18 protein-coding genes and 1 pseudogene are annotated in these 19929 nt (G+C 59.7%); 8 read left to right on the forward strand and 11 right to left on the reverse strand.

Going from position 1 to position 19929, the window contains the following annotated elements; genetic code table 11:
• Positions 1–59: 59 nt before the first annotated feature.
• The 10 genes from P5540_08295 to P5540_08340 all read right to left on the reverse strand — a co-directional run bounded on the left by P5540_08295 (position 60) and on the right by P5540_08340 (position 9429).
• A complete protein-coding gene (locus P5540_08295) occupies positions 60–860 on the reverse strand; it encodes a fumarylacetoacetate hydrolase family protein (GenBank protein HRT64817.1) in 801 nt (266 codons plus the stop codon).
• A 202-nt stretch (positions 861–1062) separates the two neighbouring features.
• Entirely contained in the window at positions 1063–1947 is an 885-nt protein-coding gene (locus P5540_08300; GenBank protein HRT64818.1) for a TIM barrel protein, read from the reverse strand.
• 28 nt (positions 1948–1975) lie between these two features.
• Positions 1976–3247 carry a Gfo/Idh/MocA family oxidoreductase gene (locus tag P5540_08305; GenBank protein HRT64819.1) on the reverse strand — a complete coding sequence of 424 codons (1272 nt, stop codon included), beginning with the start codon at positions 3245–3247 and terminating at the stop codon, positions 1976–1978.
• A gap of 131 nt (positions 3248–3378) precedes the next feature.
• A complete protein-coding gene (locus tag P5540_08310) occupies positions 3379–4287 on the reverse strand; it encodes a DUF1559 domain-containing protein (protein HRT64820.1) in 909 nt (302 codons plus the stop codon).
• A 146-nt stretch (positions 4288–4433) separates the two neighbouring features.
• Positions 4434–4727, reverse strand: a complete 294-nt coding sequence (locus tag P5540_08315; protein HRT64821.1) for a hypothetical protein — start codon at positions 4725–4727, stop codon at positions 4434–4436.
• A complete protein-coding gene (locus P5540_08320) occupies positions 4724–5248 on the reverse strand; it encodes a metal-dependent transcriptional regulator (GenBank protein ID HRT64822.1) in 525 nt (174 codons plus the stop codon). The genes P5540_08315 and P5540_08320 overlap by 4 nt, the downstream gene beginning before the upstream one ends.
• Before the next feature lie 200 nt (positions 5249–5448).
• Positions 5449–6459 carry a Gfo/Idh/MocA family oxidoreductase gene (locus P5540_08325; protein HRT64823.1) on the reverse strand — a complete coding sequence of 337 codons (1011 nt, stop codon included), beginning with the start codon at positions 6457–6459 and terminating at the stop codon, positions 5449–5451.
• A 72-nt stretch (positions 6460–6531) separates the two neighbouring features.
• Positions 6532–7638, reverse strand: coding sequence for a hypothetical protein (locus P5540_08330; GenBank protein ID HRT64824.1), 1107 nt, complete (start codon positions 7636–7638; stop codon positions 6532–6534).
• 80 nt (positions 7639–7718) lie between these two features.
• Positions 7719–8546, reverse strand: coding sequence for a polysaccharide deacetylase family protein (locus P5540_08335; protein ID HRT64825.1), 828 nt, complete (start codon positions 8544–8546; stop codon positions 7719–7721).
• A complete protein-coding gene (locus P5540_08340; protein HRT64826.1) occupies positions 8530–9429 on the reverse strand; it encodes a glycosyltransferase in 900 nt (299 codons plus the stop codon). The genes P5540_08335 and P5540_08340 overlap by 17 nt, the downstream gene beginning before the upstream one ends.
• A 199-nt stretch (positions 9430–9628) precedes the next feature.
• Between P5540_08340 and P5540_08345 the strand changes: the two are divergent.
• From P5540_08345 to P5540_08360, 4 genes and pseudogenes are all read left to right on the forward strand, one after another.
• Positions 9629–9919, forward strand: a pseudogene (locus tag P5540_08345) (type II toxin-antitoxin system RelE/ParE family toxin).
• 320 nt (positions 9920–10239) lie between these two features.
• Positions 10240–10866: an imidazole glycerol phosphate synthase subunit HisH gene (gene hisH / locus P5540_08350; protein HRT64827.1), complete on the forward strand. Its 627-nt coding sequence runs from the start codon at positions 10240–10242 to the stop codon at positions 10864–10866.
• Positions 10859–11680, forward strand: a complete 822-nt coding sequence (locus P5540_08355) for an AglZ/HisF2 family acetamidino modification protein (protein HRT64828.1) — start codon at positions 10859–10861, stop codon at positions 11678–11680. The genes hisH and P5540_08355 overlap by 8 nt, the downstream gene beginning before the upstream one ends.
• Positions 11681–11687: 7 nt before the next feature.
• The gene (locus P5540_08360) at positions 11688–12824 is read left to right on the forward strand and encodes an N-acetyl sugar amidotransferase (protein HRT64829.1); all 1137 of its coding nucleotides are present in this window, start codon (positions 11688–11690) and stop codon (positions 12822–12824) included.
• A 583-nt stretch (positions 12825–13407) separates the two neighbouring features.
• On the opposite strand, the gene P5540_08365 is transcribed toward P5540_08360, so the two are convergent.
• Positions 13408–14739 (reverse strand): acetyl-CoA hydrolase/transferase C-terminal domain-containing protein, encoded by a 1332-nt coding sequence (locus tag P5540_08365; GenBank protein HRT64830.1) that lies wholly within the window; start codon positions 14737–14739, stop codon positions 13408–13410.
• A 238-nt stretch (positions 14740–14977) separates the two neighbouring features.
• Here P5540_08365 and asnB point away from each other — a divergent pair, with 238 nt between their 5' ends.
• The 4 genes from asnB (at position 14978) to P5540_08385 (ending at position 19907) form a co-directional block, all read left to right on the forward strand.
• Positions 14978–16960, forward strand: coding sequence for an asparagine synthase (glutamine-hydrolyzing) (gene asnB, locus P5540_08370; GenBank protein HRT64831.1), 1983 nt, complete (start codon positions 14978–14980; stop codon positions 16958–16960).
• Positions 16957–18075: a glycosyltransferase family 9 protein gene (locus P5540_08375; protein HRT64832.1), complete on the forward strand. Its 1119-nt coding sequence runs from the start codon at positions 16957–16959 to the stop codon at positions 18073–18075. Before asnB ends, P5540_08375 begins: the two co-directional genes overlap by 4 nt.
• Positions 18076–18118: 43 nt before the next feature.
• Positions 18119–19363: a DUF1015 domain-containing protein gene (locus P5540_08380; protein ID HRT64833.1), complete on the forward strand. Its 1245-nt coding sequence runs from the start codon at positions 18119–18121 to the stop codon at positions 19361–19363.
• Between the two features lie 229 nt (positions 19364–19592).
• Positions 19593–19907 (forward strand): zf-TFIIB domain-containing protein, encoded by a 315-nt coding sequence (locus tag P5540_08385; GenBank protein ID HRT64834.1) that lies wholly within the window; start codon positions 19593–19595, stop codon positions 19905–19907.
• The last annotated feature ends 22 nt before the right edge of the window (positions 19908–19929 follow it).

Consider the following 19929-nt stretch of genomic DNA (forward strand, 5'->3'; position numbering starts at 1 on the left):
GCCCGGTGGTGTGAGAGGGGGAGAGGGGCAACCCCCCCCCCTACTCGATTTTCTCGCCGTCAGGCCGCCATGACGGGATTCGACAGGCAGCCGATGCGACCGATTTCGACACTCACCCGATCGCCGGGACGCAGGGTCAATTTCGGCGCGCGCGCCCAGCCGACGCCTTCGGGCGTGCCGGTCATGATGACCGTTCCGGGGAGCAGCGTGGTGTCCTGCGAGAGAAAACTGATCAGCGCGGGGACGTCGAAGATCATTTTGTCCGTTGTGCTTTTCTGGACTTCGCGCCCGTTGACTGTCGTGCGAATTGAGAGACCGGACGGATCGGGAATTTCATCGGCCGTGACCAGCACCGGCCCCATGGGCGCGAACGTGTCGAAACTCTTGCCCCGGCACCACTGCGAACCGCCCTTGTGCTGTTGCCACACGCGCGCCGACACATCGTGGCCGATGGTGTAGCCGAGCACATACGACAGGGCCGCGTTGCGGGGCACGTTCAATGCCGCCTTCTTCAGCACGACGACCAATTCGCCCTCATAATCCACCTCATCCCCGCAGACCCGCGGCAGGCGAATGGGCGCCTCATGGCCAATGGCGGCGTTGGGATTCTTCATGAAAAGAATAGGAAATTCCGGCGGCGGCGCGCCCCCCTCGGCGGCATGCTCCGCGTAATTGCGCCCGATGCAAAGGATCGCACGCGGTTCGATGGGCGGCAGCCATCGTTTGGGTTCGACCATTTCCCGCGTAGCGACAAGGCCGCCCGTCATGGGATTGCCTTCGGCGCGCGCGAGGCGTCCGTCGGTTTGCTGCACCGCATAAACAGCGGAGCCGTCGAACAATTCTATGTGCGCTATTCGCATGATCGAACCTCCTTGTGAGGAAAAGGCCGCGCACACGGCGCGGCCTTTTTTCAGCCAATTTTCCGGAACTTTGGATCGCGTTTCAAAAGTTCGCGGGATAGACCGACCCATCTGTTTATTGCGTGTTTTCCACGCTATTATGAACGACAGGCTGGACAACCTGTCCTACATCAAGCGCTCAAACGATTTATAAAACACGCTCTTAGAAATCGAGACAGGCCAGCGTCGCGTTCAGCGTGTCCTCGTAATTCTTCGTCGAATGTCCGCATTCGAGGGCGACAAAATCCTTGTAGCCCGTTTCCGCGATTTTCCGGAAAATGATCTTGTAGTTGAGTTCGCCCGTGCCGGGTTCCTTGCGTCCGGGATTGTCGGCCACGTGGAAATGCCCGATGTTGGCGATGTTCTCCGTGAAATTGCGAATGACGTTGCCCTCCGTGATTTGCTGGTGGTAGATGTCGAACAGCATTTTCACGTTCGGACTGTTCACTTCCTTCAGGATCGCCATCGTCTGGTCCGTACGCGTGAGGAAGTAGCCCTTGTGGTCCACGAGCGGATTGAGCGCCTCGCAGCACAACAGGACATCATTGTCCTCGGCGATCGGCGCGAGGCGTTTCAGGCACTTGATGACGTTTTCGGTCTGTTCCTCGACGGAAACGTCGGTGCGGGTGTTTCCGCTCAGACCGACGAGATGCCTGCACTTGGCCTTCTTCGCGAACGCCACGCGTTCCTTGAAATGTTTGACCACCTCGTCGTGGTCTTCCTTCTTGACCATCGTGCCCGGCCCGATGCGGCCGCAACCGCCGGTACAACTCAGCTCCATGCCGCATTCTTCCGCCGCGGCGCGCAGCGCATCGGCATCGCCGCCGGCGCCGAGCCACTCGTATGCCGGCAAGCCCCACTGGGCCGCCGCCTTGATCTTTTCCGGGGGATTGGCGCCGGGAAACCAGTCCAGCGGCGCCGACATGCGCAGTTTCGCCTTCGCGAAGGGCTTGTCGCCCGGAACGGCCCCGATCGCCGCCATGGACTTGAAAAATGCGGCCGCGCCCGCGGTCGCTCCGCACGCCGTCATAAAGTTGCGTCTATTCATATCAAAGCCTCCTTGTTGCTTTCCGCGCTCATGCCATTCCGCCCGGGGCCGGCACCGGACCCAGCGGATAGGGTTTCGAGAAATCGAGTACCTCCGGCACCAGTTTCAGGTCGGTTTTCAATGCCTTTCCCCACACCTGAACCTGGCCCGTGTACGCCGACATACGGCCCATGATCGCTGTCATGGTGGACTCGGCGACCTGCACGCCCTCGTTCAGATACGGCCCTTCGCCCGTTATGCTCTTCACGAGATCGATGTGTTCCTGAATATACGGATTCTCGCCGCCTTCGGGTTTCCAGTCGCCGATGCTCGTGCAATTGCTGCGGCCTTTCGTGCCGACCACATCCTCGAAAACGCCGTCCGCGCACTTCTGCCAATGGCGGCTGAAACTCGTCATGTGGACGCCGTTCTCGTATTCGAAATCGCAGTCGAAATGATCATAAATGTCGCCATACTTTTCTTCCTTTGGTTTCCACGTGCGCCCGCCGGATGCGAATACGCGGATCGGATGGGCGTTCATGACCCAGTTGCAAATGTCGAGGTTGTGCACATGCTGCTCGACGATGTTGTCGCCGGCCACCCAGCATTGTCCGTACCAGTTGCGAATGCGGTATTCAAGGTCGCTCCAGCCCGGCTTGCGATCGTACGCAAACGGCAATCCCCCGCACCAGTATGCGCGCAAGGCCAACACGTCGCCGATCGCGCCGTCGTGGATGCGCTTGATCGTCTCGATGTACTCCTTCTGATGCCGGCGTTGCGTGCCCGCGACAATGGACAGTTTCAGTTCCGCGGCCTTTTCCGCCGCCGCCAATACGACGCGGATGCCATCCGGATCCACCGCAACCGGTTTCTCGGTGAAAATGTGTTTCTTGGCCTCTACGGCCGCCGCAATGTGTTTCGGACGGCAGTAGGGCAGCGTGCCTTCGATCAGAATGTCTATGTCCGTTTTCAGGATTTTTTCGTAGGCGTCGAATCCGATGAAACACAGGTCGTCCTTGACTTGGCAACGGTTCTTGACTTCCGGATTTTTGTGTTCGGAGATTTGCCGCCGCGAGTGTTTCAGGCGATCCTCGAAGAGATCCGCCATCGCAATCAATTTGACGTTGTTCTTCCCTTCCAGCATGTTGATTGCGGCGCCCGTGCCTCGGTTGCCGCATCCGAGCAGGCCGACCTTCAGCGTGTCGCGGTTGCTCTTGTCCTTGGCGGCCTGCGCCGTGCCTGACAAAATCGCGAAGCCCGCCGCCGCGGACACCTTTGCGAAATCCCTGCGCGTCAATCCCGGGTTGTGTTCGTTTCCCATCACTGCTCTCCTTACGCCATGTTTGGCCCATGTTTAGCGCCTGCCGTTCCCACTGAAACAGCGCATGCCAGCATACCATAGATCCGGCGTAATGCCAAAAAACGCGCCGGAGCAGACAGGTAAACGAAGACTCAGAAACCGTCGAAAGGCCGGTCGTAACGCCCGAAAATCCGTGCGCTGTCGGGAGTCATGGGGAACCGTTCCGCCGGGTATCGAAGAAATTCCACATGCCCGTCCATGTACAACACGTTGCCGCCGCCGGGAACGTGTGAAAAATCGGCCGTGCTTGTGCTGATGTGGTCCCACATGACCGGTATGACGCTGGCCGCCTCGGCGGTCGCCGCTGGATGGTTGATGTCCGTTATGAAGAAGCGTTCGATGCCCTGGCGAAGCCTGTACATCGTGTTGCCGCCGCCGCCCTGCGTGCCGGCATGGGCTAGCGACACCGTAAAATCCTCGTCGCTTGCGCGTCCGGGCGCGCCGGAGCCGGCGTTGGCGGCCGCCAATTCGCCCCAAGGCGTATCCTGGTATTCGGCTTCTTCCCAGCGTCCTCCCGGTCCGCTGCCTTCCTGGCCCCGTTTCGCCGCGCCGAGGATATTCACATCGTCGGTCAGCGCCCAACCTGTGTAGTCGTATGGCTCCTTTACGACTTCGCAGGGTGCGATAATGCCGTCGCCGTTGCCTTTCGAGCGGTCGTAACGGGCCATCGGATCCGTCTGCGCGCCCCACGACGGGCACCAGACGACATTGACGTCCGCCAGGTATTCAGGAATTACCGCGATTCCGTTGAAAATCATCGTCGCGGACAGGCTGCCGTCGCAGTTGAAGACTTTTCGCGGCGGAAATTTTTGCGCCCGGTTTTCGTTGGCGTACATGGCGAATACGACGCCCATCTGCTTAAGGTTGTTCGCGCAACTCGCGCGCCGCGCCGACTCGCGCGCCCGCGACAGCGCCGGCAGCAGTATCGCCGCCAGGATGCCTATGATGGCTATCACGACCAGTAATTCGATGAGGGTAAATCCTGTCTTGCGTGTGTTCATTTTCCATTTTCCTTTTTTGTTGTCGCCGTTTTTCCAAAAAACTAAGAGGACACGTCCACGCCGGTTCATGCCTGGAACCGGCGCCGGACGTGTCCTCACTTTTCGACCTTCGATTCGAACCGTAGAACACGCTTCAATTGCGAATTTTATGTGTGGTTCGCCAGCACCTCCGTCAGTTTATGGCGCAATGCCGCCAGTTGCTTCGACTTGAAGTTGCGCCGCGTGTCGTCCAGCACGGAAATCGTGTCGAGGAGGGTGGAACGGAGGAGTTGACGGCAGGCGCAGTCGGGATTGCGGCAAGGCCGGCCGGGCTTTTGCCCGGTGGTTTCCACGCTGGCCTCGGCCAGTATCCGCGCGCAGTGGGCCGTGATGCGCCGCAGATCGTCGGCGGTCCGGCACAGCGTGCTGTCGGTTTCCATTTCCAGAAGGGCGCGGTTCATCGTTTTCTTGCTTCCAACCGAATTTCGTTGCATGTCCCCGGATTGGCGTCCCGGGCAAACCATGTTCCCGCCAGAGGACAAGCCGGAGTCTTTTTTCCCCGGGAGGCTGTTTCATTCCCCTCCGGCGCGGCCAGCGGACATTGCGCCATACGATCGAACAAGGCAAGCATTTTCCCGATAATGTCGGCGGGAATCGCGTGTTCCATTCGGCATGCCGCCGCCGCGGCCTTCACGCGGGGTATGCCCAGGCGATTTTCCAGGAAATCGCGGAGGGCGTTGTGGCGCCCCAGAATTTGACGTCCGAGGCGGCGCCCTTCGGACGTGAGCATGATCGTCCCATAGGGTTCGTAGTCAATCAGACCACGCCGCGCCAGCGCCCGCAAGGCTCCTGTCACGGAGGCCGTCGAAACGCCCCGCTCGGAGGCAATGTCGCGCGATCGCACGCTGTCGCGTTCCTGCTGAACGTGGACGATCGTTTCGAGGTAATCTTCCAAACTTTCGCTGAGCGTGATGTCCGGCATGATTGTTAGTCCATGCTATAATTGTTAGCCATGCCTAACATTATGGCATAACGCCGCGCCGATGTCAATCGTTTTGCAGGCGGATCGGGGCCGCTGCGTGGATTCGCCGGATTCGCCGGATCCGCCGGATCCGTCCGATGTTCGCTTGTTCGGGGAGAGGCCTTTTTGTTGCCGAGGCCCATCCTGTTTGCGGGGGCACATCACAAACGGCAGGGATATAGGCCTGTTTCCGCCACCTGTTGCGCCAACAGCGCAAGGCGGGTGCTGTGCAGAACCCGGTTGGTGTCGAGGGCATCGGGGATGGGCGTGCCGGCGATGTCGGCGAGAAAAGCGTCGAGATAGGCGCCGGGCCGGTTGGGCAGGACCGTTTCCTCGATCGGTTCGGGGGTATCGTGGCGCCACAGGGTCGCGCGCCGGGCGTTGCAACAGGTTTCGACGACGCCGTCCGTGCCGGCAATCGTGAACCGCCAGTACGGATCCATGGTGTAGCCGTGGGCGTCGGAGCTGAGATACGAGACGTCGCCGAGGACCACGCCGCCATTGTCGAGTTCGAGCATGAGGGCTGCGCCGTCCTGGAAGCAGGGATGCGCCTTGAGTTTCGCGTTCCATGCGCGGGCCGCCGTGATGGCCGCAATCGTGCGGCCGGTCATCCACGGAACGATGTCGATCGCATGGACGGCGATGTCGTTGAGCGAGCCGCCGTGCCGGCCCGGTTCGAAATACCATGCCGGACGCCTGCCGTGGAGCAAGGGATGTTGGCCCCAGAACTGAATGGTGTGGACTTCGCCAATCCTTCCGTCGAGGATCAGTTTGCGCAGGGTCAAGTACGGGCCGAGATCGCCAAGGTCGAGCATGCAGCCGACGCGCAGTCCCCCGCGCGCCAGCGCGGCGATGCGTTCCCATTCGTTCATCGCGGTGCAGAGGGGCTTGTCGCCCAGCACATGCAGGCCGCGTTCCATGGCCTGAATAATCCGCGATCCGCGGATGGCAAACCAATCGCCGCAGGCGACGGCGTCGCAAGGCGTGTTCTCCAGCATTTGCCGGTAGGAATCATGTGTGACGGTGATCCCTTGCCCGGGCAGGCTGGCGCGCGTCGCCTCGTCTTCCTCGCATGCCGCGACGATTTCGATGTCTTCGCGTTGCCTCGCCAGTTGGTAGAGTCCGAAAATGTGGGGATGCTGAAATCCGATAAACGCCATGCGGATGCTCATGTGTCCGGCGCCATCCTTCTTGTTGTGTCGTTTCATCGAAAACATGGGGTGCCGTATTTGCTATATGCCGGATTAGGGCGAAAGTTTCCGTCGCATCGCGCGAATGCGATCGTAACGATAGTCGTATTGCGGTTCGCCGCCGCGCTGGGTCGCATAAAAGAGATAAAGCCAATCGCCTTGTACAAGCGGCTGCGGGACATGGTTGGCCGCCGCATCCTGGTCAGGGGGAATGTAGCCGACGATTCGCCAGCGCAGGCCGTCGTCCGATACGGCCTCGCACAGGGCGCGCGTGGACCAGTTTCGGCCTTCGGGCGAGGACGCAACCTTCGGCGGGTATCCCGGTGGATCGGCGAAACTGTAGTAGCGCCCTTTCGCCTTCACGACGGCGGGATTGGGCCAGTTGAGAATGAGCGGCGTTTTCAGATCGTGCGTGATCTTGAAACCGTCCAGCGCGGAAAAATCGCCCGTGTTTTCGGCATATCCCATGCACACGCCGTTCGGCGGCGCCCAGTAGTCGAACCAGAGTTTCCAGCGTCCGCCGTCCCACATCAGCGACGGGCGGTGGAAGTCGCAAATGCGGTCCGAATCCGGCGCGTCCTGCGTTTCCTTGGGCTCGATCAGCAACGGCTGTTCGGTCTTCTCCCAATGGATGCCATCCGGGGAAGTTGCGCCCATGATGCAAAGCAACATCCCTTCGAGGTGCGCATGGTCTTTCTTGCGATGGATGCCGCTGGTGGCGCTGTAGGCCATATAGTAGCGCCCCTCTTTCCACACGACGGACGGGTCGCCGTTGTGCCAGCAATCGTAATAACGATCGCTGGCGGACAACACCGCTTTCCATTGCTCCGGTTTCATGTCCGTGTCCCAGCCGCCGTCTTTCGCGAGGACCTCCCACGCCAGCAGATCCCGGGAACGCGCGTGATAGATGGCGTCGCAACCCGGCTCACCGGGATTGGTGTCCGCGCTTGCCCAGCCGAAGAACCACATCCGGTAAGGATGGGATTCGCCGGGCCGCTCGACCACGCACGGCTGGTACATGTTGCGGAAATTGTAGAGCAGATCCCGGCCGACCCGTTCCCACGCCCGATCCGGTTGAATCGCGCGATCGTACCCCGAATCCGGCGCCTTGATTTCAATGCCGTGCGACACGGCCATGATGCAGCACATCAGTGCGATCATTCACGATCTTCCTTGTATCGGGATCACGTTACACGATGGCAATACCGGACCGCAATGCGCCGTGTGCCGCTTTCCGTGAATCATCGTATGCCCAACGCGCGGTTCAAGCCGCGGCGCAACGCGATGCCGGCCGGCGAATCGAGCAGGGCGAAGGCGTCGAGACGACCGGCGACTTTGGCCTGAAACGTTTCCAACGAATCGGTGCCGTCAATCCAGATCCGGCGCAGGGTCCAACGGTCGCATCCCGGCGGATTCGCGCCATACCGGTTCGACACGGCGTATTGGAATCCCGCTTCGCGAACAAGGCGGACAGAGACCTCGTTGTAGTCGGCGACGGAACCGTAGGGATAGGCAAAGGCCTCGGGCCTTTGCCCCAATTGTTCGGCGATGGCGCGTGCGCAGTCGAGGATTTCGCGGCGCTGTTCCTCTTCGCCAAGGCGGGCCAAGTGCGGATGCGTCACGGTGTGCCCGCCGATGTCGAAACCGGCCCGAACGAGTTCGCGGACCTCCTCCCACGTCATGATCGCGCCGGTGGCCGGATCTTCGTCTGGAACCATGACGCCGCCCATGCGGCCCGTTACGATGAAAAAGGTCGCGGGCAGGCCAAGTCTTTGGAGAACAGGCGCGGCATTCGTCACATTGTCGCGATAGCCGTCGTCGAAGGTGATGGCGACGCCGTCGCGTCCGTTGGCGGCGTCGCGAAGGGAGACGATGCGGGCGTTTTTCGCAAGCCACTCCATCTGCGCGGCGAAATCGGGCGGCGCGACGTTCATGTCGTGTGTTCGCGCGCCCACGCTGTGGTAGGTGAGGATGCGCGGACCGGTTCCACGCACGCATAAACCGGCGGCGCGGATGGCGCGTTTGGCCGCGCGCTTGATCAGCCGCTTGGCGCTAGGACCCGCTGCCAACGGCGTTCTCCCGCGCGGTAGCCATGCCCCACCCATATCCGCACGCATAGGCGCAATACGCCACGAACCGCATCCATTGCCCGCGCGCCAACGCTTGCGCCAACCGGACCGGAAAGCGGGCCATGCGATACGGTAGCGACGTTTTGGGTTGAAAACCGGAATCGTCCAGCGTTTCGCCGGTTTCAAAGACGCTGTCGGGATGGAACTTACGGGCGTAGGCGGATCCGTAGCCGTTGCGGAAAAAAGTCCGCAACAGGCTGCGCCAACCGTCCGGCAGCGGATGATGGATGCGCGCATTCGGCGCGAGGACGACGCGATAGCCCGCCGCGCGAATCCGAACGCGCAAATCGGGATCGAGTCCACGAAGCAAATCCTCGCGCTCCCGTCCAATTTGCTCGAATACGCGGCGCGGAATGGCGCAACAGCCGTGGCACGCGAAATCGCTGTCCGTGACGCGGTCCACGACGGGCGTGTTGAATCGCGGGAACTCTTCCGCCGCGCGGCGTTGAAATGGGGAGGCGTCCGGGGCGACGACGATGCTGGCGCCGGCCATTCCGATGGATGCGTCCGCATCGAGCGTTTCGATTAGCCGCTGGAAAACCGTTTCGTCCGCGAGACGACTGTCGTCGTCGAGGATGAGGAGAATGTCCCCGTGGGTCTGGTCCGCGCCCTTGTTGATTGCCTTGCCCTGCGGCGAGACGCCTTTGACTAGACACAACTCGAAATCGCGGAAGGTCTGCCGCCTGATGCTTTCGACCAGCCTCGGCACGGCGCCATCGCGGTGCGCGTCAAGCGTCGGGATGATGACCGATAAACGCGGTCTTTTCGGATCGGACAAGGCAAGCGCCTCCATTGTCGCCCATGCGCCAATCCAAGGTAACATGGCGCATGGACGCTGTCAAGATGGGTGGATGTCTGACGTTATTCGTCCCGTCAGACAAGGTCCGGCGAAGCGATCAGCCCAGACCGGATTCGACGGGGAAAGCCGTTGACCCCTCATTAATGGTGCGTGCTGGGGGCCGATGATTCGGCTCAAGAAGATAACGGCACGATTTTTTGCCGTGTAGAGCGGTGATGAACCTGTGCGTGTATGGTTGAAGAACCTGGACGGCGATGATCGCCGGATTATCGGGAAAGATGCGTAGAAGGTAGAGTTCGGTTGGTCAATTGGGCTTCCGGTTTGTCGTCCGTTGGGACACGGTCCTTGGGAAGTTCGCGGCGATTTGTCGCACGGCTGCATGGCGCGCATCTTATTCGGATTTTACGGCGATTCAATCGTGCTTTTGTACGGCTTTATCAAGAAGAGGCAACAAACGCCGCAGTATGACATCGAAATAGCAATCAAACGACTGAGGATGCTGAAGGAAGAATGAAATAATAGGGGAACAGTGCTGTCCAAAAGAATTGCAATAAAACCACAATACCGCAAGGAGTCACGTTTTCCTCTTTATTCCATTCATCTGTTCGATATCTGCGAGTATCGGCGTCATCTGCGGAAAACCACATGATCCCCAGATGACGTAGATACACGCAGAGGGGAAACAGGGCACGGCTGTTCGGGCCAGGCGATTCCAAACTCGAATCCGCATGGCAGAGCGGTCCAAAATACGATTGATCGGCAGTGTCTCATTTGCGCCTTTGCGTGCAGCCAAGGTACCATTGTGCCTAGGCGCCGTCAAGGCGTTGACGGGCGTTGGCTGCATCAATGATTGCGATCGTCAATTACGGTATAGGAAATCTCGATTCCGTCGCGCGCGCGTTTCGGAAGGTCGGCGCGGAACCGGTCGTTACGACCGATGCGTCCGCTTTGGAACGCGCGGACGGCATCGTGCTGCCCGGCGTCGGCTCGTTCGACCAAGCCATGAATACCTTGCGCGAGCACGGCCTTGTGCCGGTGCTTCACCGGCGCGCAATCGAGGGCAAAACGCCGGTATTGGGCATTTGCCTTGGTATGCAGATGTTTGCGCGCCGGAGCGAGGAGGGCGAGACCGAAGGACTGGGTTGGCTCGACGCGGAGACGGTGCGGTTTTCGGACGGTTCGGCGAAAATCCCACATCTCGGCTGGAACGATGTCCAACGGCTTCGCGACAGCGCGTTGTTCAACGGCATCCGGGGCGATGCGCCGTTCTATTTTGCCCATTCGTACCATGTCGTATGCCGCGATGAAAACGACGTTCTCGCGCGCACCGATTACGCTGTGCCGTTCGTTTCGGCGGTCGAGCGCGGCAACCTCTTCGGCACGCAGTTCCATCCGGAAAAAAGCCACGCGAACGGCCTGTGCGTGGTCCATAATTTTGTGAAACGGTGCGCCCATGCATAAAGTTCGCGTAATCCCGGTCCTGTTGCTGCGCGGTTGGGGACTCGAGAAGAGCATTCAATTCACCACGCCGAAATACGTCGGGTGTCCGATCAACGCCGCGCGGGTGTTCAACGGCAAGAACGTGGACGAACTGATCCTGCTCGATATAATTGCCACGGAAGAACGGCGTGGTCCGCAGATTGAAGTTGTGCGCCAAATCGCCGGGGAATCGTTCATGCCGTTCTCCGTGGGGGGCGGCATTCGAACCGTGGACGGAATGTGGGAATTGCTCCAGGCCGGGGCGGACCGGGTTGTCATTAACACGGCCGCCATCGAGGACCCTGATCTCGTCGCGCGCGGCGCGGACCGTTTCGGACGGCAGTGCATGGTGGTTTCGATTGATGTGCGTCGGCATGCAGACGGCCGCTGCGAAGTATTCACGCATGCGGGACGCAAGGCTACCGGTCTCGATCCCGTCGAAACCGCGCTCCGCATGGAAGCACACGGCGCGGGCGAGATCTTCCTGACTTCGATTGATCGCGACGGCACGATGGACGGATACGACATCGAATTGGTGCGAAGCGTGGCGGACGCGGTTTCGATTCCCGTGATTGCCTGCGGCGGCGCGGGGAGTGTCGCGCATCTGGCGCAGGCCGTGTACGAGGGGCATGCGTCGGCGGTGGCGGCAGGTGCGTTTTTCCTTTTTTACGGCAAGCGGCGGACCGTCTTGATCACATATCCAACGGACGAGGAACTCCGCGCCCATTTCCGCCCCGAACACATCCGCACGAAAGACCCGATGAGCATTGTTGACACCCGGTTGGCGCGCTTGTAGGAGAAAAATGACGACCCAGCTTTGTACGCGGTGCATCATGGACGCTTCGGTGCCGGGCATCCGGTTCGACGCGCAGGGTGTGTGCAACTACTGCCACATTCATGACCGTCTGCTCGTGGAATTTCCCACCGGCGAGGAAGGCGCGCGCATTTTGCAGGAAATCGCCGCCAAGATCCGCAAGGCCGGCAAGGGCCGCAAGTACGATTGCGTTGTCGGCGTCAGCGGCGGGCGCGACACCTCCTATTGCCTTTATTACACGAAGGAGATCATGAATCTGCGCCCGCTCGCGGTGCATTTCGACAACGGCTGGGATTCCGAGACGGCCAAGACGAATCTAAGCCGCGTGTGCGACGCGCTCGATGTGGACCTGCACACGATCATCATGGACTGGCCGGAGTCGCGCGAACTCACGAACTGCACAATCCGCGCCTGCGTGCCCTATATTGACCTTACCGACGACGTCGGCATCGCCAGCGCGCTATATCGAACGGCCGCGAAGGAAAACGTCCGGTATATCATCCTCAGCCACTCGTTTCGCGAAGAAGGCATCACGCCGCTCGCGTGGAACTACATGGACGCGCGCTACACCCGCGCGCTCATCAAACGCTTCTGCGCCATACCCCTCGTTCACTTTAAAAACGTGGACATCCACCACATGCTCTACTGGAGCCTTGTTAAAGGCATCCGGATTGTCAACATCACGAACTACTACGACGACACGGGCGACAAAATCGAGAAACTGCTGACGGATCGTTTCGGTTGGATTGACACCGGCCAGCACCACATGGACAACGAGATGTTCGCGCTCGTCTATTACTACGCGCGCCACAAGTTCGGGTTCGACTGGCGCATCGTCGAGCTGGCCGCCAAGGTCCGGACCGGCGTCGTTTCCCGCGACGAGGCGCTCCAGGCCCTTCAGACGATCCCCTTCTTTGAGAACGAGGAACTTGTCAATTACTGTCTCAAGAAACAGGGATTTTCCCGCGAGGAATTCGATCGGATTCTTGCCGCGCCCAACAAGTATTTTTACGACTATCCAACGTATTACCCGTTGCTGCGGTTCATGCGCCTGCCCATCAAACTGCTGTGCCGGGCGCACGTCTTCCCCGCGCATGCCTATGAGAAATACTTCGAGGCAATTTGACCGCGTGCGTCGCGATTCGTGGGCCGGCTGTAAGCCGCGAGCCAGGAATACGGCGAGGAGGCCGCGTCTATATTGCCGCTTTGTTTGGAGCTGAATCATAGATAACCACCAGCTTTGCCGGCGAGAATCCATCAGGTTCCACCGTTCCGGCGGCATTTCTCGTGCTCGTGCGCGTAATCGTAATCGAAACAAGGGGTTACGACATCTTTGATCGCTTGCGTGATTATTCAAGAGAACTTATTGTCATTCCCCGCGGGGGAACCCCGATGTCTTATAATAAGTTGTTATTATAGTAGCAATATATTATAAATACAATACAAATAAATTATCACATAACTCAAAAATGAGTATTTGAGGACTCGATTACGATGACGATAACGGGCAAGAGCACGAACCTTCTGGCCTTCCTCAAGTCACCAGTTCTACTGGGGGCGGCTGAATTTCCGATTCGGCACTGACATGGTCAATTGAGACGAATCGGAATTCGGCGTTACGCGTTCGAGTGGGCGGAGACGTTCTCGCGATCCTGGGGTGTGTACGGGCAGAATGCAAGACAGACTGTCCAAACGGTCGCGCCGGGGCGTTATTTGTGTTTCAGGAGCAAGGTTTCGGCCTGGTGGATGAGATCCTCGCGGAAATCGGGGTGGGCGATGCCGGCAAGCAGTTCGGCGCGTTCCCAGAGGTTGCGTCCCCGCAGGTTCACGATGCCGTATTCGGTGCAGACGTAATGGACGCAACTGCGCGGGGTGGTCACGACCGTGCCGGGCGCGAACGACGCCACGATGCGCGACACCACGGTTCCGTCCTTTCGTGTATACGTCGAGGGGGTGCAAAGGATGGCCTTTCCGCCTTTCGAGATGCCCGCGCCCAGCACGAAATCGAGCTGGCCGCCCGTTCCGCTGATGGTGCGGTTGACCACGCATTCCGAATTGACCTGCCCGTACAGGTCAACTTCAAGGCACCCGTTCACCGAAATGAAATTTTCATGTTGTCCGATGATCCACGGGTTGTTTGTGTAACTGGCCGTGCACATGTACACATCGGGGCAATCGCGCACAAATTCCACCAGTCGCTTGGGGCCAAGCACGAAACTGGCCGTAATCAAGCCCTTGTCCACGGCTTTCTTCACGCCATTGATTTTGCCCGCCTCGTAGAGCGTCATGATGCCTTCCGGCAGCATTTCGGTCTGCACGCCCAAATCCTTGAGATCGGAATGGGCAATTAGGTTGGCGACGGCGTTGGGCACGCTGCCGTAACCGATCTGGATGCAGGCGCCGTTTGGGATTTCGCGCGCGACAAAGTCCGCAATCTTGGCGTCGGTGTCGGTGGATGGCGGACTTGGAATGTCGAGAACCGGCGGGTTGTCGCCCTCGATGATGTAATCCACCTCAGAAATATGGATGCGGCGGTGTTCATCGCCGCGGAAGGGGGTATACGTCTCGTTGATTTCGGCCATGAAACATTTGGCCGTGTCCACGTCGGCCTTGGCCAGCGCCGGCGACGGGAAAAAGTACAGGTAACCGTCGTCGTCGGGCGGGCTGACCATGAAGGAAGCGATATCCGTGTGCATGTCGCCGGCCCGGAATATTGTTTCATAATGACCGAGACGCGAAGGAATCGGCGAACAGCAGGCGTCGGGGACGATGTTTTCGAAGGGTCCCTTGAACAGCGAGTTCAATCGGAACGACTTGCCGGAGGAATCGGCCATGAATACCTGCATCGGGGGGGCAAGGCGGAGTTCGCTGCGGATGGTCACGTTTTCCAACTCGCCGGCCCGCTTCGCCAGCGCCGCGTCGAGATATTGCGAACTCGCGTTGAACGCATAATAGTCCACGGTGTCGCCCGACTTGACCATGGCCGCGGCTTCATCGGCGCTGATGCGCTTGCTCCGGTATTCATCCATTACACTTGACATGACTCACCCTTCCCTGATTTTTGAGTGCAAAATTCCCACGCTGCACTGCTTCCGACTGTTTTCGACCACGGCCAAAGGCCCACACCTTATTTTCCCGTATTTTCCCGTGGAAACGCAACTTTCACGCCCAGCAGACGATGATTTTTTCAAGGAGCCGTGCTATAGTGTGTTGCCTGGTATGAGAAGTACGGGTGTTCTGGCGTAGGATAAACGGACGATCGAGGGAGACGAAACGGGCATGTGCGGCATCTGCGGTAAATTATCGTTTGATCCCGCGCGTCCCGTGGATGAAGGTCTGATCCGCGACATGATGACGGCCCTGTCGCATCGCGGTCCCGACGATGACGGCTGCTACCTGAAGGGTCCAGCCGGTCTCGGCCAACGCCGCCTGAGCATTGTGGATCTCGCGGGAGGACACCAGCCGATCGCCAACGAGGACGGTTCCTGCTGGATTGTGTTCAACGGCGAAATCTACAACCATCTTGAACTCCGCGCCGAGTTGGAAAAACGCGGCCATCGCTATCGCACGCGTTGCGACACCGAGACGATCCTGCATGCCTACGAGGAATTCGGCACGGATTGCGCGGGCCGCCTGCGGGGCATGTTCGCGTTCGCGATCTGGGACGAGAAGGAGCAAACGCTTTTTGCCGCGCGCGACCGTTTCGGGATCAAGCCGTTCTATTATTGGCGAAACGCCGGAGGGATCGCTTTTGCAAGCGAAATGAAGGCTCTCATGCTGGATCCGGACCTTGAATTGACGTTGGATCCGTTGGCGGTCTTCGATTATTTCACCTACAAATACGTGCCGGGTCCGAAAACGCCCTGGCGGGAAATCCGGCGGCTGCAACCGGCCCACTGGTTTCGGGTTCACGACGGAAATGTCCGCATTGAACGCTATTGGACGCCGCTCTTCAACGGCTTGTCGCCCCATTCCGAAGAAGAGAATCTCGAAGCGCTCGAATCCTTGCTCAAGGACGTCATTCGCGATCACCGCATGAGCGAGGTGCCCCAGGGTGTTTTCCTGAGCGGCGGCATTGATTCGAGTCTGATCGTGGCGTTGATGAGCGCGATCTGCCCGGAACCGATCCAGACCTTTTCGGTCACGTTCCGCCATTACCCGAAATACGACGAGTCCGTGTACGCCCGCGAAGTGGCCGACGCCTGCCACACGATTCATCATGAATACGACTGTACCCCCGAAGCCATCGGGCGGCTGCCCGAAATGCTCTGGCACGTCGAGGAGCCGTTGGCCGACGCTTCGATGATTCCGCTGCATGAGCTGTGCCGCCAAGCCAAACACGACGTGACGGTGGTCCATTGCGGCGACGGCGGCGACGAGGCCTTTGGCGGCTATCCGCGTTTTTATTGGGACCATTACGCCCACGCCATGGCGCGCCTGCCCGAACCGGTCCGCTTGCGCGTCTTGGCGCCGTTGTTCCGGCTGGGATCGCGCCTGCCCGACCCCGTCAAGGAATTCTGCCGGCGCGGCGAAAAATTCAGCCGATTCGCGGGCTTGCCGGACCCTGAACGCTACATGAACTGGTTTACGATCATGCCTGACAGCGTCAAGCGCCACATGCTCCACCCGGATTTTCTCCGGCACGTGGACCGCTATCGTTCCCAGGAGGTCTTTGAGACGATTTTTGCGGAGGCAAATGCCCTGTGCCTGGACGCCCTGGGAACCCGGCAATATTGCGAATTACACAGTTTCATTCCTGACGATCTGATGCTCAAGTCCGACAAGATCGCGATGGCGTCCGGACTGGAAGGCCGGTTTCCTTTTCTCGATGAACGCCTGGTCGAGTTCGGCCTCGCGCTGCCGCCCCGGCAGAAAATCGCGCACAACCGGCTCAAACTTCCCCTACGCAAACTCCTCGCGCGCCACATGCCCGACTCGTTCATCAACCGCGGCAAGCACGGGTTCGAGGTCCCGGTCACGGAATGGTTCAAGGGCAGCCTTGCCCAATTTCTGCGCGACACCATCGCCGAGTGCCGGTCGGATTCCGAAACCATTTTCAACCTTCCGTATCTGGAGAACATGATCGGCGACATGCGCCGCAACGATCCCGTCGCGGGGCGCCAATTGTTCAAGGTCTTCATGTTCCAGCAATGGCGCACGCTCTTTGCGCACCCCCGGTCGCTGTGCCAGAGCCGGTTGAAAGGCGGGCCGCTTCCCCCGGGCATTCTCACGCAGCCGGCTGGAAACCCGTCGTCCGCATGACCGCAACCGCCGCCAACCGCGCCTTGGCGGTCGCCACGGGGCTCTTGGGCGTTTTGTCGCGGACAGGCGAGCGGGATCCGGTTCGGCGCATCTTGGTTGTCCGGCTCGGCAATCTCGGCGACATCGTGGTAGCCTTGCCCGCGTTTCACGCGCTTCGCAAGCGGTTTCCAGACGCCCGGATAGTCTTGCTGACCTCTCCGACCCTGCGCGGTGCGCCGGGCGCGGAAGATGTGTTGGCGGACGATCCGACTTTTGATGATTGTATTGTTTACCACGCCGATGAATCGGGCCGTCCCCGTTTTTGGAGGGCATTGTGCGGACGCATACGCCGCGAATCGTTCGATATAACGATTATGCTTCCCGACGATCGAAGCCGTTTCCGGAATCTTGCCAAGCACATGGCGTTGCTGGCGCTGGCGGGACAGCGCCGTTTTATCGGGTTTCGTCTCGTTTCACCGGACCAGTTCCGGCTGGGCCAAGTCCCGCGGCTCATGGGGCTTCTCGAACCGCTCGGAATCACTGAAATCGAACCTTGTCCATGGATTCGCGTTTCCGAGGAACGCCGGCAAACCGCCCTTCGCCGGTTCATACCCGGCGACAACCGCCCGCTTGTCGCCATGCAATGCGGCGCGAAACGCCCGGCAAACCGCTGGATGCCCGAACGTTTCGTCGAGGTGGGCCGGAGACTCATCGAGGAGCATGGGGTCCATATACTCCTGACCGGCGGTCCCGGCGAGCGCACACTGGCGGACGAAGTAGCGCGGGGAATAGGCGGTCATTGCACGTCCTTGGCGGGCGAAACGAGTGTAACGGATCTGGCGATTCTGCTTGAACGCTGTGTGCTCCTTGTCTCGAACGACACCGGAACCATGCACGTCGCCGCCGCCATGGGCGTTCCCGTCGTGGCCATTTTCAGCGCCCGCGATCACCCCTTTCGTTGGTATCCGTATGGAACGCATCATTGTGTCCTGCGCCACGACGTCGAATGCAGTCCGTGCCTACAGGACGTCTGTCCCCTTTATTCCGAGCCTGTTTGTCTTTCCGCGATTACGGCCGGCCAAGTTTTCGACGCCGCCCGCGCCCTTTTTCTTGACTGGGAACGGCGGGTCCGATAAGATTCTTTTTTTTTAGCCCTTACTCAAGAGGCAAACCGGTTTTATGCCCGAAATACAAGGATTTTACGGACTCCGTTTCAATCCGGACCAGACAGGCCCGCTCGAGGCGGTCGTTACGCCGCCCTATGACGTAATTTCTCCGGCCCAACGCGTGGAACTGGCCGCGCAAAGCCCTTACAGCATGGTTCATGTTTCGTTGCCTGAACCGGAGGCCGGTGAAACCCCTTACGATGCCGCCGCGCGTATCCTTGACCGTTGGCGTGCGGATGGCGTCCTTCTCAAAGACGGCGCCAAATCGTTCTATGTACTCGAGCAGGTCTTTGAGAGCGGGGGGCGCCAACGCATCCGGCGCGGTTTTTTCGCCCTTGCCCGATTGCCCGAACCGGGCGAGCGCAGCATTCTCGGCCACGAGCAGACCTTCGCCCGGACCGTCGAGGATCGGATGCGCCTGATCGAAGCCACAAAGGCCAATCTCGAACCGGTGTTTGTGCTGTACGCCGATCCCGGCGGCAAGGTCGGAGAGTGTCTGACCGGCGCCGTTGCGCAGCGTCCGCCCGACATGACCGCCCGCACGATGGACGGCGTTCTTCAGCGCGTCTGGCGCGTCGGGTATGATCCGTGCGTCACTCAAAGTCTGCTGGATTCCCGGTTGTATATCGCCGATGGCCATCACCGGTTCCGCACGTCGTGCGCCTACCGGGACGCTTGCCGCGCGAAAGGCATGGGCGAGGGGCCGCACGATTTCATCATGATGGGATTCGTCGCAATTGACGATCCCGGCCTTGTCATCGAACCGACCCACCGCCTCTTGAAACCGCCCGGCGAATTCGATACGGCGGCGTTTCTGCAAAAGCTCGCGCTGTATTTTGATTGTGAGCGGGTCGGGGACGATCTGCCGCAATCGGTCGAGCGCGAATCGCAATGCGCCATCGGATTCGTCGCGCCGGGCGGCCGCTGGCTGCTCCGGCTGCACGAAACAGACCGTGCGGCGCTGCTCGGCACGGATCGCGGGCCGGCGTGGCGCGACCTCGATGTCGCCGTCCTGCACCGCGGCATTATCGAACGGATCATGGGATGGCCTGCGGATACTCCGTTCGCGTATGAGCGCGATGCCGGCAAAGCCGTCGCTTGCGTCGAAAACGGCGAATACGGCGCCGCGTTTCTCCTTCGCAGTCCCCGCGCGGAACAAATCCAGGCCTGCGCGGAATCCGGTGAGCCCATGCCGCACAAGTCCACCTATTTCTTCCCGAAACTTCCGTCCGGAATGGTGTTGTACGCGTTGGACTAAGGTCGAGGCACGCACACCAGCATACAAGGTTCCGGGGGGCCATAACATCCAGCCGGCCCATAGTCTGAGCGTGAAATCCGCATTCTGCTGACAAATGCGGGATAAGGAATTGAATAGTCCGAAGAATAGATTTTATACTCCGAATGTTCCAGAAACGCCCGGGTTTCATGTTCCGGGATAATCGGTTTGCACAACAGGTGAAGACACGGCAACCAAAGAGGGCAAGGCGATGATTCACAAGATAGCCAAGGAAAAGGAAGATGAATATTTCGCCCGGCTGGAGTTCGAACGCAGAAAGAAGATAGCCGAGGAGCAGGAGGCCAAGCTCAAAAAACAGGAACGGGAAGCGCTGAAAAAGCTTCACTGGATGCGTTGTCCGAAAGACGGCATGGAACTGGTCGAGATCGAGTTCATGGGTGTGCAGGTGGACAAGTGCACACATTGCGGCGGGATTTTCCTGGACACGGGCGAATTGGATGTGTTGTTCGAAAAGGCGAAGAATCAGGGGCGTGTTTTCGCCAAGATTTTGGGTGCGTTTCGGTAAGCCCTGCGCGATGGCCTGCTCT

This window comes from Candidatus Hydrogenedentota bacterium, from assembly GCA_035450225.1.
GTDB lineage: Bacteria > Hydrogenedentota > Hydrogenedentia > Hydrogenedentales > SLHB01 > DSVR01.

Excerpts from the sequence above, each read along its gene's own strand:
- P5540_08320 (HRT64822.1), bottom strand. The coding sequence starts at position 5,248 with ATGCCGGACATCACGCTCAGCGAAAGTTTGGAAGATTACCTCGAAACG.
- P5540_08300 (HRT64818.1), bottom strand. The coding sequence starts at position 1,947 with ATGAATAGACGCAACTTTATGACGGCGTGCGGAGCGACCGCGGGCGCG.
- P5540_08295 (HRT64817.1), bottom strand. The coding sequence starts at position 860 with ATGCGAATAGCGCACATAGAATTGTTCGACGGCTCCGCTGTTTATGCG.
- P5540_08360 (HRT64829.1), top strand. The coding sequence starts at position 11,688 with ATGACGACCCAGCTTTGTACGCGGTGCATCATGGACGCTTCGGTGCCG.
- P5540_08340 (HRT64826.1), bottom strand. The coding sequence starts at position 9,429 with ATGTTACCTTGGATTGGCGCATGGGCGACAATGGAGGCGCTTGCCTTG.
- P5540_08365 (HRT64830.1), bottom strand. The coding sequence starts at position 14,739 with ATGTCAAGTGTAATGGATGAATACCGGAGCAAGCGCATCAGCGCCGAT.
- P5540_08385 (HRT64834.1), top strand. The coding sequence starts at position 19,593 with ATGATTCACAAGATAGCCAAGGAAAAGGAAGATGAATATTTCGCCCGG.
- P5540_08325 (HRT64823.1), bottom strand. The coding sequence starts at position 6,459 with ATGAGCATCCGCATGGCGTTTATCGGATTTCAGCATCCCCACATTTTC.
- P5540_08355 (HRT64828.1), top strand. The coding sequence starts at position 10,859 with ATGCATAAAGTTCGCGTAATCCCGGTCCTGTTGCTGCGCGGTTGGGGA.
- P5540_08310 (HRT64820.1), bottom strand. The coding sequence starts at position 4,287 with ATGAACACACGCAAGACAGGATTTACCCTCATCGAATTACTGGTCGTG.
- P5540_08330 (HRT64824.1), bottom strand. The coding sequence starts at position 7,638 with ATGATCGCACTGATGTGCTGCATCATGGCCGTGTCGCACGGCATTGAA.
- P5540_08315 (HRT64821.1), bottom strand. The coding sequence starts at position 4,727 with ATGAACCGCGCCCTTCTGGAAATGGAAACCGACAGCACGCTGTGCCGG.
- P5540_08375 (HRT64832.1), top strand. The coding sequence starts at position 16,957 with ATGACCGCAACCGCCGCCAACCGCGCCTTGGCGGTCGCCACGGGGCTC.
- asnB (HRT64831.1), top strand. The coding sequence starts at position 14,978 with ATGTGCGGCATCTGCGGTAAATTATCGTTTGATCCCGCGCGTCCCGTG.
- P5540_08305 (HRT64819.1), bottom strand. The coding sequence starts at position 3,247 with ATGGGAAACGAACACAACCCGGGATTGACGCGCAGGGATTTCGCAAAG.
- P5540_08380 (HRT64833.1), top strand. The coding sequence starts at position 18,119 with ATGCCCGAAATACAAGGATTTTACGGACTCCGTTTCAATCCGGACCAG.